Source organism: Tsukamurella ocularis (genome assembly GCF_965138335.1).
GTDB classification, from domain to species: domain Bacteria; phylum Actinomycetota; class Actinomycetes; order Mycobacteriales; family Mycobacteriaceae; genus Tsukamurella; species Tsukamurella ocularis_A.
This window is the reverse complement of the sequence record NZ_CBCSDV010000003.1, coordinates 24,275-39,817: the sequence shown is the minus strand read 5'-3', so window position 1 is coordinate 39,817 and position 15,543 is coordinate 24,275. Positions and strand designations below refer to the sequence as shown.

12 protein-coding genes are annotated in these 15,543 nt (G+C 73.8%); 3 read left to right on the top strand and 9 right to left on the bottom strand.

Annotated elements, in window-relative coordinates; translation table 11 throughout:
- From zwf to ACNAYW_RS04445, 7 genes are all read right to left on the bottom strand, one after another.
- Window positions 1-1,560 carry a glucose-6-phosphate dehydrogenase gene (gene zwf / locus ACNAYW_RS04475; RefSeq protein WP_415848561.1) on the bottom strand — a complete coding sequence of 520 codons (1,560 nt, stop codon included), beginning with the start codon at window positions 1,558-1,560 and terminating at the stop codon, window positions 1-3.
- A gap of 51 nt (window positions 1,561-1,611) precedes the next feature.
- Entirely contained in the window at window positions 1,612-2,121 is a 510-nt protein-coding gene (locus ACNAYW_RS04470; RefSeq protein ID WP_415848560.1) for a M23 family metallopeptidase, read from the bottom strand.
- Window positions 2,122-2,345: 224 nt separating this feature from the next.
- Window positions 2,346-3,632: a methyltransferase family protein gene (locus ACNAYW_RS04465; RefSeq protein ID WP_415848559.1), complete on the bottom strand. Its 1,287-nt coding sequence runs from the start codon at window positions 3,630-3,632 to the stop codon at window positions 2,346-2,348.
- 1 nt (window position 3,633) lies between these two features.
- A complete protein-coding gene (locus tag ACNAYW_RS04460; RefSeq protein WP_415848558.1) occupies window positions 3,634-4,710 on the bottom strand; it encodes a hypothetical protein in 1,077 nt (358 codons plus the stop codon).
- A complete protein-coding gene (locus ACNAYW_RS04455) occupies window positions 4,707-5,774 on the bottom strand; it encodes a M48 family metallopeptidase (RefSeq protein WP_415848557.1) in 1,068 nt (355 codons plus the stop codon). Before ACNAYW_RS04455 ends, ACNAYW_RS04460 begins: the two co-directional genes overlap by 4 nt.
- A 9-nt stretch (window positions 5,775-5,783) precedes the next feature.
- On the bottom strand, window positions 5,784-6,989 hold the full coding sequence (locus tag ACNAYW_RS04450; protein ID WP_415848556.1) for a multidrug effflux MFS transporter: 1,206 nt from the start codon (window positions 6,987-6,989) through the stop codon (window positions 5,784-5,786).
- 1,889 nt (window positions 6,990-8,878) lie between these two features.
- Window positions 8,879-10,558 carry an Hsp70 family protein gene (locus ACNAYW_RS04445; RefSeq protein WP_415848555.1) on the bottom strand — a complete coding sequence of 560 codons (1,680 nt, stop codon included), beginning with the start codon at window positions 10,556-10,558 and terminating at the stop codon, window positions 8,879-8,881.
- Between the two features lie 45 nt (window positions 10,559-10,603).
- Here ACNAYW_RS04445 and grpE point away from each other — a divergent pair, with 45 nt between their 5' ends.
- Both grpE and ACNAYW_RS04435 read left to right on the top strand, forming a co-directional pair.
- Entirely contained in the window at window positions 10,604-11,089 is a 486-nt protein-coding gene (gene grpE, locus ACNAYW_RS04440) for a nucleotide exchange factor GrpE (protein WP_415848554.1), read from the top strand.
- A 43-nt stretch (window positions 11,090-11,132) separates the two neighbouring features.
- A complete protein-coding gene (locus ACNAYW_RS04435) occupies window positions 11,133-12,482 on the top strand; it encodes a dicarboxylate/amino acid:cation symporter (RefSeq protein ID WP_415848553.1) in 1,350 nt (449 codons plus the stop codon).
- Here ACNAYW_RS04435 and ACNAYW_RS04430 read toward each other — a convergent pair.
- Both ACNAYW_RS04430 and ACNAYW_RS04425 read right to left on the bottom strand, forming a co-directional pair.
- Window positions 12,440-13,279, bottom strand: coding sequence for an alpha/beta fold hydrolase (locus ACNAYW_RS04430; protein ID WP_415848552.1), 840 nt, complete (start codon window positions 13,277-13,279; stop codon window positions 12,440-12,442). The genes ACNAYW_RS04435 and ACNAYW_RS04430 overlap by 43 nt on opposite strands.
- A gap of 23 nt (window positions 13,280-13,302) precedes the next feature.
- Window positions 13,303-14,778 (bottom strand): carboxylesterase/lipase family protein, encoded by a 1,476-nt coding sequence (locus tag ACNAYW_RS04425; RefSeq protein ID WP_415848551.1) that lies wholly within the window; start codon window positions 14,776-14,778, stop codon window positions 13,303-13,305.
- Between the two features lie 94 nt (window positions 14,779-14,872).
- On the opposite strand from ACNAYW_RS04425, the gene ACNAYW_RS04420 reads away from it, so the two are divergent.
- On the top strand, window positions 14,873-15,469 hold the full coding sequence (locus tag ACNAYW_RS04420; protein ID WP_415848550.1) for a TetR/AcrR family transcriptional regulator: 597 nt from the start codon (window positions 14,873-14,875) through the stop codon (window positions 15,467-15,469).
- Window positions 15,470-15,543 lie beyond the last annotated feature (74 nt).

The window sequence follows — 15,543 nt, the reverse complement described above, 5'->3', positions numbered from 1 at the left end:
CTAGTCGCGCCAGCTGCGCTCGAAGGGCAGGCGCCACGCGTTCGGTGCGATGAGCTGGTGGATCGAGTTCGGGCCCCACGAGCCCGGCTCGTACTGCCGCACCGGCGGCGGGTCGTCGAGCAGCGGGATGGACCGCTCCCACAGCGATTCGATGCCCTCGGCGGTGGTGAACAGCGTGTGGTCGCCGTTGATCGCATCGAGGATGAGGCGCTCGTAGGCCTCGAGCACGTCGTCGGCCTGCTCGGTGTCCTCGGTGGAGAACTGCATCGACAGCTTCGACAGCCGCATGCCCGGGCCCGGTCGCTTGCCGTAGAAGGAGAGCGAGACCTTGGACTCGTCGGCGAGGTCGAAGGTGAGGTGGTCCGGGCCCTGCTGGCCGATGCCCGAGCCGGCCGGGAACATCGACTTCGGCGCCTCCTTGAAGGCGATGGAGATGATCCGCATGCCCTGCGCCAGCTTCTTCCCGGTGCGCAGGTAGAAGGGCACGCCGGCCCAGCGCCAGTTGTCGATCCGCGCTTTGAGCGCGATGAAGGTCTCGGTATCGGACTCGGGATCGACGCCCTTCTCCTGCCGGTAGCCCGCGTACTGGCCGCGGATCACGTCGTCGGGCCGGATCGGTTCCAGCGACCGGAAGACCTTGTTCTTCTCCTCCGAGATCGCGCGCGGCTCCAGCGCCGTCGGCGGCTCCATCGCGACGAAGGCCATGACCTGGAACAGGTGCGTGACCACCATGTCCTTGTACGCGCCGGTAGGCTCGTAGAAGGCGGCGCGCGCGTCGAGCCCCAGCGACTCGGGGATGTCGATCTGGACGTGGTCGATGAAGTTGCGGTTCCAGATCGGCTCGAACAGGCCGTTGGCGAAGCGGAAGGCCAGGATGTTCTGCGCCGCCTCCTTCCCGAGGAAGTGATCGATCCGGAAGATCTGCTTCTCTTTGAAGGTCTTGTGCACCTCGTCGTTGAGGGCCAGCGCGGACTCCAGATCCTCCCCGAAGGGCTTCTCCATGATGACCCGCGAGCGGTCGACGAGCCCGGCCTCGTTGAGCGTCTCGATCACCTTGGTGGCGGCCTTGGGCGGCACGCTCAGGTAGTAGAGGCGACGTACTCGCTCGCGGTCGCCTCCCGCGTCGGCGTCGGCCAGTTCCTGCTCCGTCGCGGCGACCGCCGCGGCCAGGGCCTCCGGCCCGGCGGAGGTGTTGACGTAGGACAGCTTGGGCGCGAACTGCTCCCACTGCTCGGCGGTCAGCTTGCGGGCGCCGAGCTCGTCGATCGCCTTCTTGGCGAAGGCACGGAACTCGTCGTCGGTCATGTCGTCGAGGCTGGTGCCGATGACCCGCAGCTCGGGGGCCAGGCCGGAGACGGCGAGGTAGCCGAGGCCGCACAGGAGCTTGCGCCGCGAGAGATCGCCGGTGGCGCCGAACAGCACCACCAGCGTGGGATCGTCCTGCGGGACCGTGCGGGAGCGCCGCGTGGAGCCGCTGGGATACGCGATCGTCTGTGCCTCCTGAAGCCGTTCCGCCTTCGCGTCGTCCGTGGTCGATTCTGGCGTGCTCGCGTCCGTCACGGGAGGAATCGTCGCATTCCCGGACGGTCCGCGCGCGGTGGCCCGGCGGATTCACCCCGACGGGCCGGCGTCCGGGAGCAGGCGGACCGGGGCGGCTCCGACGAGGAGCAGGGGGTTGAAGTACTCGGCGGCGTGCCCCGCGCCGCGGCGCAGGCCCCAGTGCAGGCACGCCGTGGCCGGGCACCCCTCGTGCCCCGCGGCCACGCGGCCCAGCGGCGACCCGATGCCGACCTCGTCGCCTGCGCGCACGGCGGGCTCGTCGATCGGCTCGTACGTGGTGAGCAGGCCGTTCGGGTGCAGCACCGACACCACGACGCGATCGTCGACCCGCCCGACGTGATGGACCCGGCCCGCGCCCGCGGCGTACACCGCCTGGCCCGGCGCGGCGGCGAGGTCGGCGCCCCGATGTCCCGGCTGCCACCGCTTCTCCGGGTTCGCGAAGGGCCGGGCGACGGCGGGCCGCGGATCGAGCGGCCAGTCGTAGTCGCCGGCCGCCGTCGCGGGCGCGGCGCCCACGACGACCAGGAGGAGGGCCAGGGCGGCTCGGATCGCGGTGCGCATGTCTCGACGGTGCCGCACGGCACCGTCGGGAACCGGTCCGGAACGGGCCGCCTGTGGAGGAGATCGTCCCATCCACAGGCCTGGTGCGATCGCCCTTGTCAGACCGGAACTCGACAGTGGTGCGGAGTAGAATCCGGCCATCTGCGCGGCGCATTCACGACGGCGGTGCCCTGCTCGCCGCGGATCGACCTGGATGCGCTGATCCCCCGCGCTGAGCCGCCGGACTATCGTCCGCGCAGCTCGCGCGGGCCGCCGCCGAGGGCGTCGGCCGCCACCTGGAGCAGCGGGCCGAGAACCGGCGCGCGGAGGATCCACCCGGCCATGGCCCAGCCCATGTGCAGGTGTTCGAGCCCGCGGCCGATCGCGGCCAGACCGGACGCCGTTCCCGTACCGTCCGGGCGCGTGTAGCGAACGCGGCGCAGGCCCGCCGGGTGCTCCTCCGCGGCGCGGATCGTCAGCCGGGCGGGCGCGCGGGCGGCGAACCACGTGCCGACCGGCGCGCACACCGAGCACGTCGCCGATACCCACAACTCGGCCGGGGCGTTCCCGTCGGCCGGCCGGAGCCGGGGACGCCACGGGCGCACGGCTCGCCGGTAGGCGTCCCAGGCCGGGCCGAACCGGCCGGTCAGCTCGTCGTCCTCGTGCCGCGCGGCGAGCACCGCCGCGAAGACCGCTGCGACGACCGCGGCGGCGGCGAGCCGCCATTCGGCGAGCGCCGCCGCCTCGACGAGCAGGATGGCCGTCGCGCACGCCTGCATCGGGTTCGCGAGATAGGCGTACGGGCCGGTGCGCACGAGGCGCGGCGGCGGATCCCACGGGAAGGGCGTGCCGCCGTACTCGGCGAACTCCGCCACGGCCCGCTGCGCGACGATCGCCAGGAGCAGTCCCGCCTGGATCCACAGCGACAGCACCGGACGCGGCCACGCGGTCAGCGCCTCGCCCCAGCCGCGGCCCGCGAAGGCCAGCGCCGCCGTCGGCAGGCACCACGCGAGGATCGTCGTGAACAGGACCGTCTGCAGCCAGGACCGCACCCGGACGGCGCGGCCGCGGGCCGTCAGCTCGCCCAGCACCAGGCCCGGTATTAGGGCGAGCGCGACGGCTGCCGCCTCGCCCCACAGCCAGGCCGGCCCGAGCACGACGAGCGGCTCCAGCGCGGCCATCGCGAGCAGGTCGCCGGCGACGAGAACCGCCGCGGTCAGCGCCGGCCGCACCACGGCGCCCAGCAGCACGGGAACCGCGCCCCACAGCACCGCCCAACCGAGGACGACGTCGAGCGGCACGCCCGCCCACGTCGATCCCGTGACCCGATCCGCGGGAGTGCCGAAGGCCCACCAGTCGGCGCGCGCCGCGGCGGCGTTCACCGCGAGCAGGGCCACGGCGTTCCACAGCGCCGCCAGCGCGGCACCGGCGCGGCGCCGCCGGTCCGCGGCGAGTGACGCGGCCGCCGCGAGGACCCACGGGACGAGGGCCACCGCGGGGCGGAGCACCTCGAGCGGGAGATCGGCGGGCACGTCAGCCGGGGAGGGCCAGCGAGCCGATGAGGTAGTCCGCCGCGCGCTGCGCGACGGCGCGCTCCAGCGGCGTCCAGTACACCGCGGGCGCGAGGCGCCGCTCGAAGGTCAGCGACCAGGTGACCCGCGTGCCGCCCTCGACCGGTTCCCAGCGCACCGTCGACGCGCGCCAGGTGAGCCAGGTCGCGATCGGGGTGGCGTCCCGCTCCGCGACGTAGTCCACCGACCGGTCGCCCGCCGCGGCGACCCGGAGCGTCAGGGTCGACGGTGCGGTGCCCCAGTGGTGCCCGTGCAGCGGCGCGGCCCGCTGCGGGGCACCGCTGAAGACGATGTGCCGGGCGTCCCCCGGGGCGATGCCCTCCGCATGGTCCTCGAGCGGGCGCGGGAAGCCGAGCGCCAGTGCGCCCGTGGGGGTCGCGAAGCGCAGCGGCCCGGCGACCGCGGTGCGGACCTGCTCGGTGGTGGCCGCGACGATGCGTTCGGCCGTGACCGTGTTCTCCGCGGGAAGCGTGAGCGCGGGCACGGCGCCCTCCGCCGATGCGACGGCGAGCAGGAGCGCGGGGACGGCGATCACCCGCGCGTCGCGTCCGCTCCTGCGGGCGGCGTTGATCACGGCGGCGACGAGCAGCGCCACGGCGTAGACGAGGGGCGCGGCGAAGAGGACGCACACCACGCCCTCGCCGGCGAAGATCGTGGCGATCAGCAGGAACAGCGTGGTGCCCTTGAGCACGATGCCGTAGGCGCTGGTCGACGGTCGCGAGATCACCAGCAGGGCGGCCAGCAGTGCGGGCAGCCCGACGTAGAACACCGAGGTCTGGTTGAGCCAGCCGTTCATCGACCGCATGAGGAGGCTGCCGATCACGCACACCACGATGAGCGCCAGCATCGTCAGGACGGCGGGCCGCCGGCTCAGCGGGACGGCCTCCGGCTCGTCGGCGGCCACCGGTTCGGGTGCCGACTCCGGTGCCGACTCCGGTGCCGACTCCGGTGCCGACTCCGGTGCCGCCTCCGGTGCCGCGTCGGGCTCGCGCGCCGCGTCCGGCTCGGGCGCCTCGTCCGGCGACGGGGGAGTGCTCACCGGCCCTCGTCGTACTTCCGTGTGGAGTTGCGGCGCCACTCGTCGATCTTGCGGCCGACGCCGGTCGCGACGTCGGTCACGCCCTGGCCGACCGTGTTCACGGCGGAGGCCCCGAAATCGCGCAGCGTGGTGATGAGCGGGTCCGCGGAGGCGTCGAAGCCGTCCTTGTAGGTGCGGGCGGCGGTCCGGAACTCCTCGCCGGTGCTGGCACGGTCGTCCTCGCCGCGCTGCGGGTACTCGCCGCCGATGATCCGCCCGTAGTCGCCGCGCTCCACCCACCGGTTCAGGTCGGCGGCGCGCAGCACGGAGAACGGGTGCGACTGCAGCTCCAGGTTCAGTAGCTTGAGCACACCGTCGCGCAGGTCGCCGGTGCGCTCGTACTCCGCGGCCTGGGCGAGGAAGCGCTGCGTGTCCATCTCACCGAGGCGGGTGCCGCCCGCGGTCTTCATGTGCACGCGCATCGCCACGTCGGGGTCCTGCACGCACAACAGCCCGGCCCGGTCGCCCGACAGTTCGGACTTGCGCTGCCACTCCATGAGCGCGGCGACGAGGGCGCGTAGCGCCCAGCCGCCGATGGGGATCAGTCCGAACGTGCCCGCGAGCCGCATGAGGTGCATGAGCATGGTGCGGTACACGGCGTGGCCGGAGAGGGCGTGGCCGAGCTCGTGGCCGATCACGAACCGCTTCTCCTCCTCGTCGAGCAGCTCCAGCAGGCCCGTGTTGATCACGATGAAGGGCCGGTCCATGCCGATGGCCATCGCGTTCACCGTGGGGCTCTGCACCACGTACAGCTCGGGTACGACGTCCGTGTCCAGGACGCGCGCACAGTCCTCGAGCATCGCGTGCAGGTCGCGGAACTGCCGGTCGTCCGCGCGCACGCCCGACGCGAGGAACAGGAGCCGGTGCTGACGCTCGCGCAATAGCGCCGAGATCGCCTTGAGCATGGTGTCGAAGCCCTTGAGGCTGCGCAGGGCGACGAGTGCGGCGCGATCCGCGGGGTGCTCCCACGCGCGGGTGCTGATTCCGGGCAGCGAACGGTAGGTTCGTGAGACTGAATCGGTCATACGGCCACGTTACCGGCCGGCGGTTGGCGTTCGCTTGGCGATGACGAACGACACCGCCGCGCCCACCGCGCACAGCACCATCACCGTGCCGAGTACCACCGGGTTCCCGCCGATGCCGGCGAACAGGGCCGCGACGCCGCCCAGCACCATGCGCGCCGCGCCGAGCGCCGCGGAGGCGGTCCCGGCCAGGTCCCCGTGGTCGTCGAGCGCGAGCGCGGCCACCGTCGGCATCACGAGACCGAGGCTCGAGACCGTGACGAACAGCGCAGCGATCACCAGCGGCGGGTGCGCCGCGGCCAGCGCGGCGAGCGACGCGACCGAGCCGATCACCATGCCCGCGAGCCCGATCCGCACCAGCGACGCGACCGGCACGCGGCCCACCAGTCGCCCGCCGATCAGGTTCGTGGTGAGCAGGCCGACCGCGTTGACGGCGAAGACGATGCTGAACTGCGATTCGGTGTAGCCGTAGTGGCTCTGGAAGACGAACGCCGAGGTGGAGATGTAGGCGAACATCGCGGCGAAGGCGAGGCCGCCCGTCAGGGTCAGCGCGACGAACCGGCGGTCCCGCGCGAGCGAGACGAAACCGTTCGCCACCGACCCCCACCCCACCGGCCGACGGTCCGCCGCCGGCAGCGTCTCCGGCACCTTCGCGGCGGCGATCGCGAGCAGCGCCACCCCGAGCACGGCGAGCACCACGAACAGGCCGCGCCACTCCATGAACCGGAGGAGCTGCGCGCCCGCGAGCGGCGCGACGATCGGCGCCACACCGCCGACGGCCATGAGCGCCGCGATCATCCGGGCGGCGGCGACACCGTCGAACAGATCCCGGACGATGGCGAGGCTCAGCACGATGCCGGCCGCGCCGGCGGCGCCCTGCAGGAGCCGCGCGAGGTCGAGCAGGTACACCGACGGCGCGATCGCGCACAGCAGGGAGCTGATGACGAACAGCGCCATCCCGACGACCATCGGCCGGCGACGCCCGATCGAGTCCGAGAGCGGCCCCACGAAGATCTGCCCGACCGCGAGGCCGATCAGGCACGCGGTGAGCGTCGCCTGGATCGCGGGCTGCGAGGCGCCGAGGTCCGCGGCGGCGGCCGGGAGGGCGGGAAGGTAGAGGTCGGTCGTGATGGGACCGAACGCCGCCAGCGAGCCCAGGATGAGGGCCAGGCGGAGTTCTCCGGGGTTCCTGCGGGAGTCTGCGCGGGGTCGTGACACCCGTCAATCCAACAGCAGGTGCGCCGTCCGGGCGAAATCGGGCGCGAGGAGCAGCGTCCCGTCGGGACCGCGCCGGCACGCCGCGACGGCGACATGCGCCGGCCGGGGGAGTTCCGCGGGAAGGATTGCGCCACCGTCGATCTGGTACCGCGTGTTGGTCACCTTCCACGTCCGCGCCGTGGGGTCGACGGGGGAGCGCGGCGGGCCGCCGACGCGCGCGGTGACGGACACCTCCGTCACGTCGTGCGGCCAGTCGAAGGTCAGGCGGTCGCCCGCGACCGCCACGTTCGTGATCGCGGGGAAGGCACCTGCCGGGGCCGACGGCGCGGTCGGGGCGGGCGACGTCGCGGGCGCCGGGGTCGACGGTGGCCGGTGTGCGGCGGGCTGCGCGGGTGCGGGGCGCGCGTCGGAGCGGGCCTCGGCCGACGGGACGCCGTCGACCACGGCGATCACCGCGTAGACCGGTACCGCGCGGCGGGGCGCCCCGCCGTCCTCGAGCCGCGTCTCGCGGGTGCGGCCGACCACGTTCCAGCCGCCGTCGGGCCGCTGCCGGCTGACCTTGAAGTCGGCCGCCGGGTGCGGGGAGGACCAGGTGATCAGCACNGCCCCGTCGACCTGCTGTGCCGTCACGCCCGTGGGCGGCGCCGGTGCGGAGGGCGGCTCGGGCACCGGTGCGGCGGGCGGGGCCGACGTGTCGGGTGGCGACGGTGCGGCGGTGGTGGCGCGCGGTGCGGGCGCGGTGCCCGCCTGCGCACGACGGGTCTCGTCGATCGCCTCCTGCAGCGTGGGCTGGCCGGGCGGCGGGGGAGCGTCGAGTGCGCGGCGCTGCAGCAGTGCCAGTGCGCGGGCCGCGTCGGCGTACGNNCGGGCGGCGCGCCGGGAGGCGGGTGNCCGACCCCGACGCCGTACTCGGCGGCGAGCTCGGCGNGNACCCGCTCGACGGTGGCGCGGTCGAGCCCCTGCTCCTCGCCCTCGCCGGCGAGGTACTCGTAGTCGGGCCCGATGAGCCGGTCCTCGATGAGGATCGCGGCGCGGACCTTCGGGCGCAGCATCTCCGTGGCGTCCTCGACCACGGCGCGCGCGTACGCGTCGGCGAGCGGGCCGACGGTGAGCACCTCGCGCACGTGCACGCCCAACTCGTCGAGCACGGCGCGGCCGCGGCCGGGGCCCATCTCCCGGGCGCGGCGGTGCACGACGGCGGCGCGATCCCGGATCTCCACCACGTCGTTCGCGTCCGTGATCCCCAGCCCGAGCAGCGCGAACAGTGTGGGCACCGACTCGCCGCACAGCTCGCTCCACTCGGTGAGCAGCGCGCGGATCTGCGCCCGGCGCTGCACCGTGAGACCGCCGGGAGCGGCCTGCGGGGAGGGTGCGGGGGCGGCGTCCGGGAGCACCCGGTGGCGCCGCAGCCGGGTGGCGACCTCGGCGGCGGTGAGGCCGCCGAGCGCGCCGATCTCCTCGAGTCCGGGGACCTTCTCGGCGGGCACGCCGCCGTAGCGCTCGACGAGTCGCGCGACGGCGGTGTCGAGGATCTCGTACCGGGCGGCGTCCCGCTCGTCGCGCTCGGCCCGCACCCGCGCCGCCTCGGCCGCGCGGCTCGCGGCGGACCGCAGCGGCGCGCTCCGCTCGGCGTGCTCGTCGACGAGCCGTGCCACGAGCGACCGGTACTTCGGGTGGTCGCGCTGGCGCTGCCAGAAGCCCCAGACCTCGTCGAGCCGGGCCGCGACCTCGGCGTCGGTGAGCCGGGCGGCGTCGTCGAGCGGCACGTCGTACAGTTCGAAGGCATCGGTGCGCTCGGGGCCGCCGCGCCGGGCGACGGCGGCGAGCACGCGCTTGCGGTAGTCGTTGGGATCGAAGGGCGGCATCGGCGTCATGGTCGAGCGTCCCCGTCAGTCGCGGCGCCGCGACCGCTGCACCTGGCCGAGCTCGCGCTCGACGTCGGCCTGCGAGAGCATCGCCCCGGTCTGCGCGGTGAGGGTCAGCGGCAGGTCCGCATCCACGTGGTGCGCCGTCACGTGCAGGACCCCGTCGAAGCCCATCTCGAAGGTGATGCGCACCTCGCTCCCCGCCGGGTAGCCGGGCGGGATGTCGCGGATCGTGCCCTCCACCAACAGCTTCGCGTCGCCCAGGCGTTGCGAGGCCACCTGGCCCTGCTGCTCGACGACGGTGACCTCGATCTGCTGCTGGTCCTCGCGCATCGTGCCGAAGGAGCGGCGCACGCGCACCGGCAGCGTCTGATTGCGCTCCACGAGCCAGGTGACGCCGAGGTCGCCGCCCTCGTGCACCGCGAGCACGCCGAAACCGCGGGAGATCACGGTATCGACCTGGATCTCCAGCATCCGGCGCACCAGGGAGACCGGCTGCTGGAACGACGCCGCGACGCGGGCGATGGAGTGCTCCAACTCGGTGGCCTGCGCGTGCAGCGGGGGCGCGCCGTCGGGCAGGAGGCCGCGGGTCACGAGGTCGGCCGCGACGAGGCGCTCCATCTCCAGCTTCTCGCCGTACAGGGCCGCGCCGCGGGCCACCGCGAGGTCCGGGTCGTGCAGTTCGCCCTCGAGGCCGAGCTGCTCGCGCAGCGCGCGGGCGACGGCCGGCATCCGCGACGACCCGCCGACCAGCAGCAGTCGGTCGACCTTGTGCACGCCCCGCTTCTCCGCGGTCCGCAGGCAGTCCCGGGCCAGGTCGACGGTGCGCCGCAGCAGCGGCGCCGTCATCTCCTCCAGCTCCGCGCGGGTCAGCGTGATGACGGCGCGGGCACCGTCGTGCGCGATCACCACGTCCGTGCGATCGGCGAGGGTCAACTCGTGCTTGGCCTGCTCGGCGGCGAGCACCAGCGACTGCGATCCCGCGGAATCGTCGAGCGGATCCTCCGCGTCGGGGTTCGCCTCGCAGAACCTCTGCGACAGGTGCAGCGCGATCCGCTCGTCCCAGTCGGCGCCGCCGAGCTGGTGATCGCCCTCGACCCCGAGTACCGAGATCCGCCGGTCCGCGAGCTCGATGACGGTGGCGTCGAAGGTGCCGCCGCCCAGGTCGTAGACCAGCACCGTCTCGCGGGGCGCGCCCTTGCCGAGATCGAGGCCGCCGTCGAGCCGGCCGAAGCCGTAGGAGAGCGCGGCCGCGATCGGCTCCGAGAGCACCCCGGCCACGTCGAAGCCCGCGTACGCGCCGGCCTGGAGCGTGGCGCGACGCTCCTCGTCGCCGAAGTAGGCGGGCACGGTGATGACCACGCGCCGCACCGGCTCGCCGCCGCTGAACGCGACGTCGCCCGCGAGGGATTTGAGGATGAGCGCGGAGACCGCCGGCGCCGACCAGGTCTCGCCGTGCGCGCGGAAGCGCCACTGCGCGTCGCCCATCCGCCGCTTGACGAGGCTGCACACGTGCTCGGGATCGAGCCTGGCCTGCCGCCGCGCGCCCTCGCCCACGAGGTGGTCGTAGGCCGAGGCGAACAGGACGACCGACGGCACCGTCGTCTCCCCGCCGAGCCCGCGGACGATCTCGGGGCGACCGTCCGTGCCGATGCGCGCGATCGCAGAATTGGTCGTGCCCAGGTCGATTCCGTAGACCCCCATGGCGGGGATATTAGCAGCGCACGGGGCGCGCTAGGGTGGGCGAACATGAGCACCGACGAGGCCGCGAGCGGCGCCGGGGACCCCGACGGCCGGCTGGCCGAGCGGGTCGAGGATCTGGCCCGGATCCTGGCGCGGCAGGCCGGCACCGTCGAACGGTTGGCGGACGCGGAGGGCGCGCGGGAGGCCCGGGACCGGGCGGGCGCCGACCTGCCGCTCGTGGTCGAGCTCTTCGCCCTCCTCGGCGAGACGACCGCGTGCGCCGACACCGCGGAGTCCGAGCGCGAGCGCGCGGCCTTCGCCGCCGTCGCGGCGCGCGTCGAGCGCCTCCTCGTCGGACGGGGCGGCACCGTCGTGACCCCCCGCGTCGGGGAGGCCTTCGACCCGGCCGTCATGGAGGCCGCCGACGTGGTCGCCGCGGACGCCGAGGACGAGGACCGCACCGTCGCGGAGGTCCTGGCCCCGGGGCTGAGCGTGCCCGGGCGCAACGTGCGGCCGGCGCGCGTCGTGGTGCGGGCATTCCGCTCAGCGTGAGCGAAAAGGAACACGCAGGCACCGCCGATCGTTGGACATCGACATGTCCTCTGTGGAAACCCCGTCGCGCGTGCCCGCGCTGCTGAAGAACTTCGGCTTCCAGATCATCGTCGGCCTCGTCGCCGGCGTGGTGCTGGGCCTGATCGCCCGGAACATGGCGCCCGCCGCCGACGGCAACGTGAACTGGCTCGTCGGCACGCTCAAGACCATCGGTTCCAGCTACGTCAAGCTGCTCACCGTGGCCGTCGTGCCGCTCGTGGTCACCGCCGTCATCGCGTCGATCGCCAACCTGCGCAACGTGACCAACGCCGCGCGCCTGGCCGGCAAGACGCTGCTCTGGTTCGCGATCACCGCCTTCATCTCGGTGATCATCGGCATCGTCCTCGGTCTGGTGCTGCAGCCCGGCGCGCACACCACGGTCACCGGGGACGGGAAGGCGCCGTCGAGCACCGGCTCCTGGTGGGCCTTCATCACGGGCCTGGTCCCGTCCAACTTCCTCGGCCTGCAGGCCAAGGCGTCCGACGGTTCCGTCTCGCTCAGCTTCAACGTGCTGCAGGTGCTCGTGGTGGCCGCCGCGATCGGCATCGCCGCGCTCAAGGTGGGGGAGAAGGCCGAGCCCTTCATCGCCTTCAACGCCTCGCTGCTCGCGATCATCCAGAAGGTGCTGTGGTGGATCATCCGCCTCGCGCCGATCGGCACCGCCGCGCTCATCGCCACCGCCGTCGCGACGTACGGCTGGGACGCCATCGGCTCCCTCGGCGTCTTCACGGGCGCGATCTACCTGGGCCTGCTGATCGTCGGCCTCGTCGTGTACCCGCTGATCATCCGGGCGCACGGGCTCTCGGTGAAGCAGTTCTTCAGCGGCGTCTGGCCGGCCGCGCAGCTCGGCTTCGTCTCCCGCAGCTCCATCGGCACCCTGCCGGTGACCGAGCGCGTCACCGAGCGGAACCTCGGCGTCCCGCGCGAGTACGCCTCCTTCGCCGTGCCGCTCGGCGCCACCACCAAGATGGACGGCTGCGCGGCGATCTATCCCGCGATCGCGGCCATCTTCGTGGCGCAGTTCTTCCACGTCCCGCTCGGGATCACCGACTACCTGCTCATCGTGATCGTCTCGGTGATCGGCTCCGCGGCCACCGCGGGCACCACCGGCGCGACCGTGATGCTGACGCTGACCCTCTCGACCCTCGGGCTGCCGCTCGCCGGCGTCGGCCTGCTGCTGGCCGTCGAGCCGATCGTCGACATGGGCCGCACCGCGCTCAACGTCACCGGCCAGGCGCTCGTCCCGACCATCGTCGCCAAGCAGGAGGGGATCCTCGACGAGGACGCCTACAACGCGCCGCGCACGGACGTCTACGCCGACGAGTCCGCCGAGCCCGCGCCCGTCGCGGCCTGACCGCCCCACAGCGCACGCAGCGCCGCGTTCACCTCCGCGGGGTGCTGCGTGTGCGGGTAGTAGCCGGGCACGCGCAGGCGCCGGGCGCCGATCCGCCCGGCCACCGCGTCCGCGCAGGCCAGTAGCGGTTCGCCCGCGTAGCGCCGGTACTCCGCGGGCGCGTCGTCCCACGTGCCCGTGATGACCAGCGCGGGCCACGGCACGGCGGCCAGGGGCTCCAGCGGCGGGTCGGCCTCCCACACCGGTCGCTCGCGCAGGGAGGTGCCGACGGCGCGCAGTCGCTCGGGGGTGGGCTCCGGCATCGTCATCCCCATGCCCTCGGTCGAGAGCCGGAGGAACTCCGCGGGATCCGGCTCGGGTGCGTCGGCGGGCGCGGCGTCGACGCGGGCCAGCAGGTCGCGCACCGCCGGGTGGTCCGCCGCGGCACGCAGGGCCGACGGCTGGATCAGCGCCAGCGATCGGACGGCCTCCGGGCGCCGCGCCGCGGCGATCATCGCGGCGAGCCCGCCGTGGGAATGCCCGACGAGGTGCGCGCCGTCCGGGCACGCGTCGAGGAGCGCGACGAGATCGTCGGCGTCCGTGTCGAAGTCGCTCCGATCCGTGTCGGGGGACCGGCCGTAGCCGCGGCGGTCCACGAGCAGCAGGGTCCGCTCGTCGGCGAGCGGCCGCTGCGCGGCGAAGCCGTAGGCGTCGTCGTCGCCCCAGGTGAAGACACCGTGCACGAAGATCGCGGGCACCGCGGCCCGGCGACCCGGATCGGTGGGCCGCCAGGTGGTCACGTGGACGGGTGGGGGCACCGCTGTTCCTTCCTGATGTCCGGTCAGGCGGGGGCGAACGGCGCGGGCGGACGGCCCTGCCAGATGCGGCGCGAGCGTTCCTCCGGGTACGGCGCTGTCCTGGACGGGGCGCCGAGGAGCCGGGTGCTCCGGCGGTCGGCGTCGTAGCGGGGCCAGCCCGGATCGCCGGTGGCGCAGAACCGCGCCCACGCGTGGAGCAGCTCGTCCGAGACCGCGCGCGCACCGTCGGGCGCGGGCTCGCCGAGGAGCAGAACGCCCGTGGGGCTGTCCAGGGTCCCGAACGCGAGCGGGACGTCGATGCTGTGGCAGGCGCCGAACACCTCGGACTCCCAGCACATCTCGAACAGGAACGAGGTGCCGCCGGCCGCGGCGTTCGCCTCGGCGAGCAGCACCGAGGGCATGCGGAACGTGGCGTCGGAGAACACGATCTCGACCATGTCCTCCACGGTCGCGTCCGGGTACGCGGCGCGGTACGCGGTGGGGTCGCCGGGTGCGAACACCTCCAGCGCGCTGGCCGCATCGGCCTCGGTGAAGGTGCCGCGGACGCCCATCATGACGCTGAACAGCCGGAACTCGTCGCGCATGTGCCCGACGAGCAGGTCGATGCCCGCGGCGTCGCCGTCGGCCAGCGCCTCCCACGGCGTCTGCGGCACGAGGTCCCCGTCGATGACCGGGCAGACGACGATGCCGAGGCGGGCGAGGCGGCCCCACCGCTCGCGGTGCGCGGGGGAGTCGGCGCAGAGCGCGGTGACCTCCTCGGCGAGGCGCTGCGGTGGGACGTCCGCGAACCCCGCCGCGGTCGGCGCGACGCCGAGACGCTCCGCGAGCGCGGCCGTGACCTCCGTCGCCAGCGCCGGGGTGATGTGCAGGCCGGGGACCGAATGGGTGATGGCCCGCCGGAACAGCGGTCGCGCCCCCGGGATCGTGAGCAGCGCGGCGACGGATCCCGCCCCGCCCGACGTGCCGGCGATCGTGACCGCCTCGGGGTCGCCGCCGAACGCGGCGATGTTCCGCCGGATCCACTCGAGCGCGGCGATCTGGTCGAGCAGGCCGCGGTTCGACGGTGCGCCGTCGAGCAGCGCGAAGCCCTCGGCGCCCATCCGGCACTGCACGATCACGACCACGAGGCCCTCGGTCGCGAGCGAGGTGGGGTCGAACATGGGATCCGCCGCGGTGCCGGCCATGTAGCCGCCGCAGGAGATCCACACCAGGACGGGCAGTCCCGACCGGCCGGGGTCCGGCGTGCACACGGTGACGGTGAGCCAGTCCGCGTCGTCCGAGGACTCCGCCTTGGGGCCGGGCCCGGACTGCGGCGGCGGGGGACCGAAGTCGATCGCGGGGCGCACCCCGTCCCACCGGGGGACCGGCGCGGGTGCGGCGAAGCGCAGCGCCCCGACGGGCGGCTGTGCATAGGGGATGCCGCGGAACGTCGCGGTGCCACCGCGGTGCCTGCCTTCGACGATGCCCTCCGCGGTCGTGACCCTGGGGTGTTCCTGCATGGCGGCCTCCTGTTCGGCCTCGGCGTGTCCTCACCCCGACGTTATCAGCCAGTTGTATTATTTCAAGTGTATTGGAAGGTCGGGAGGACGCGTCATGCCGAAGCAGGTCGATCACCAGGAGCGCCGCGAGGCGATCGCGCGGGCGTTGTGGCGCGTGGTGGACGCATCCGGCGTCCTCAGACTGAGCCTGCGCGAGGTGGCGAAGGAGGCCGGGATGTCCCACGGCCAGGTGCAGCACTACTTCGCCTCCCGGCAGGAACTGCTCGCGTTCGCCATGGACTTCGCCGCCGAGCGGAGTGCGGCGCGCGTGGCCGACGGGCTCGCGGTCCTGGGGGCCGATCCGCACCCGCGCGACGTGCTGCGCGTGGTGCTCGCCGAGATGCTCCCGCTGCACCCCGATTCGCGCGCGACCAGCCGGATGAACACCGCCTACGTGCTCGAGGCGCTGCACGACGAGAAGATCCGCGCCCGGACCCGGGACGGTATGCGCCGGGGTCGCGCGCAGGTCGAGGAGCTCGTCCGCGGTGCGATCGCCGATGGCAGGATCGCGGCCGACCGGGCACCGTCGACGGAGACGGACCGCCTACTCGCGCTGACCGGGCTGACGCCCCTGCTGGAGCTGCAGGTCATCGAGCCGGCCGACGCCCTCGCCGCGATCGACCGTCACCTGGAGGACCTGTTCGTGCGCTGACGGGGGCGGGTTCGCCGCGATTCTTTGCGGTGGGATTACTTGTGGGTAACGGAAGATCGCCGATGCGCCCCCGG

Bases quoted from the DNA above. Each gene is read 5' to 3' on its own strand.
- ACNAYW_RS04470 (WP_415848560.1), bottom strand. From the start codon at position 2,121: ATGCGCACCGCGATCCGAGCCGCCCTGGCCCTCCTCCTGGTCGTCGTG.
- grpE (WP_415848554.1), top strand. From the start codon at position 10,604: ATGAGCACCGACGAGGCCGCGAGCGGCGCCGGGGACCCCGACGGCCGG.
- ACNAYW_RS04455 (WP_415848557.1), bottom strand. From the start codon at position 5,774: ATGACCGATTCAGTCTCACGAACCTACCGTTCGCTGCCCGGAATCAGC.
- ACNAYW_RS04425 (WP_415848551.1), bottom strand. From the start codon at position 14,778: ATGCAGGAACACCCCAGGGTCACGACCGCGGAGGGCATCGTCGAAGGC.
- ACNAYW_RS04445 (WP_415848555.1), bottom strand. From the start codon at position 10,558: ATGGGGGTCTACGGAATCGACCTGGGCACGACCAATTCTGCGATCGCG.
- ACNAYW_RS04420 (WP_415848550.1), top strand. From the start codon at position 14,873: ATGCCGAAGCAGGTCGATCACCAGGAGCGCCGCGAGGCGATCGCGCGG.
- ACNAYW_RS04435 (WP_415848553.1), top strand. From the start codon at position 11,133: ATGTCCTCTGTGGAAACCCCGTCGCGCGTGCCCGCGCTGCTGAAGAAC.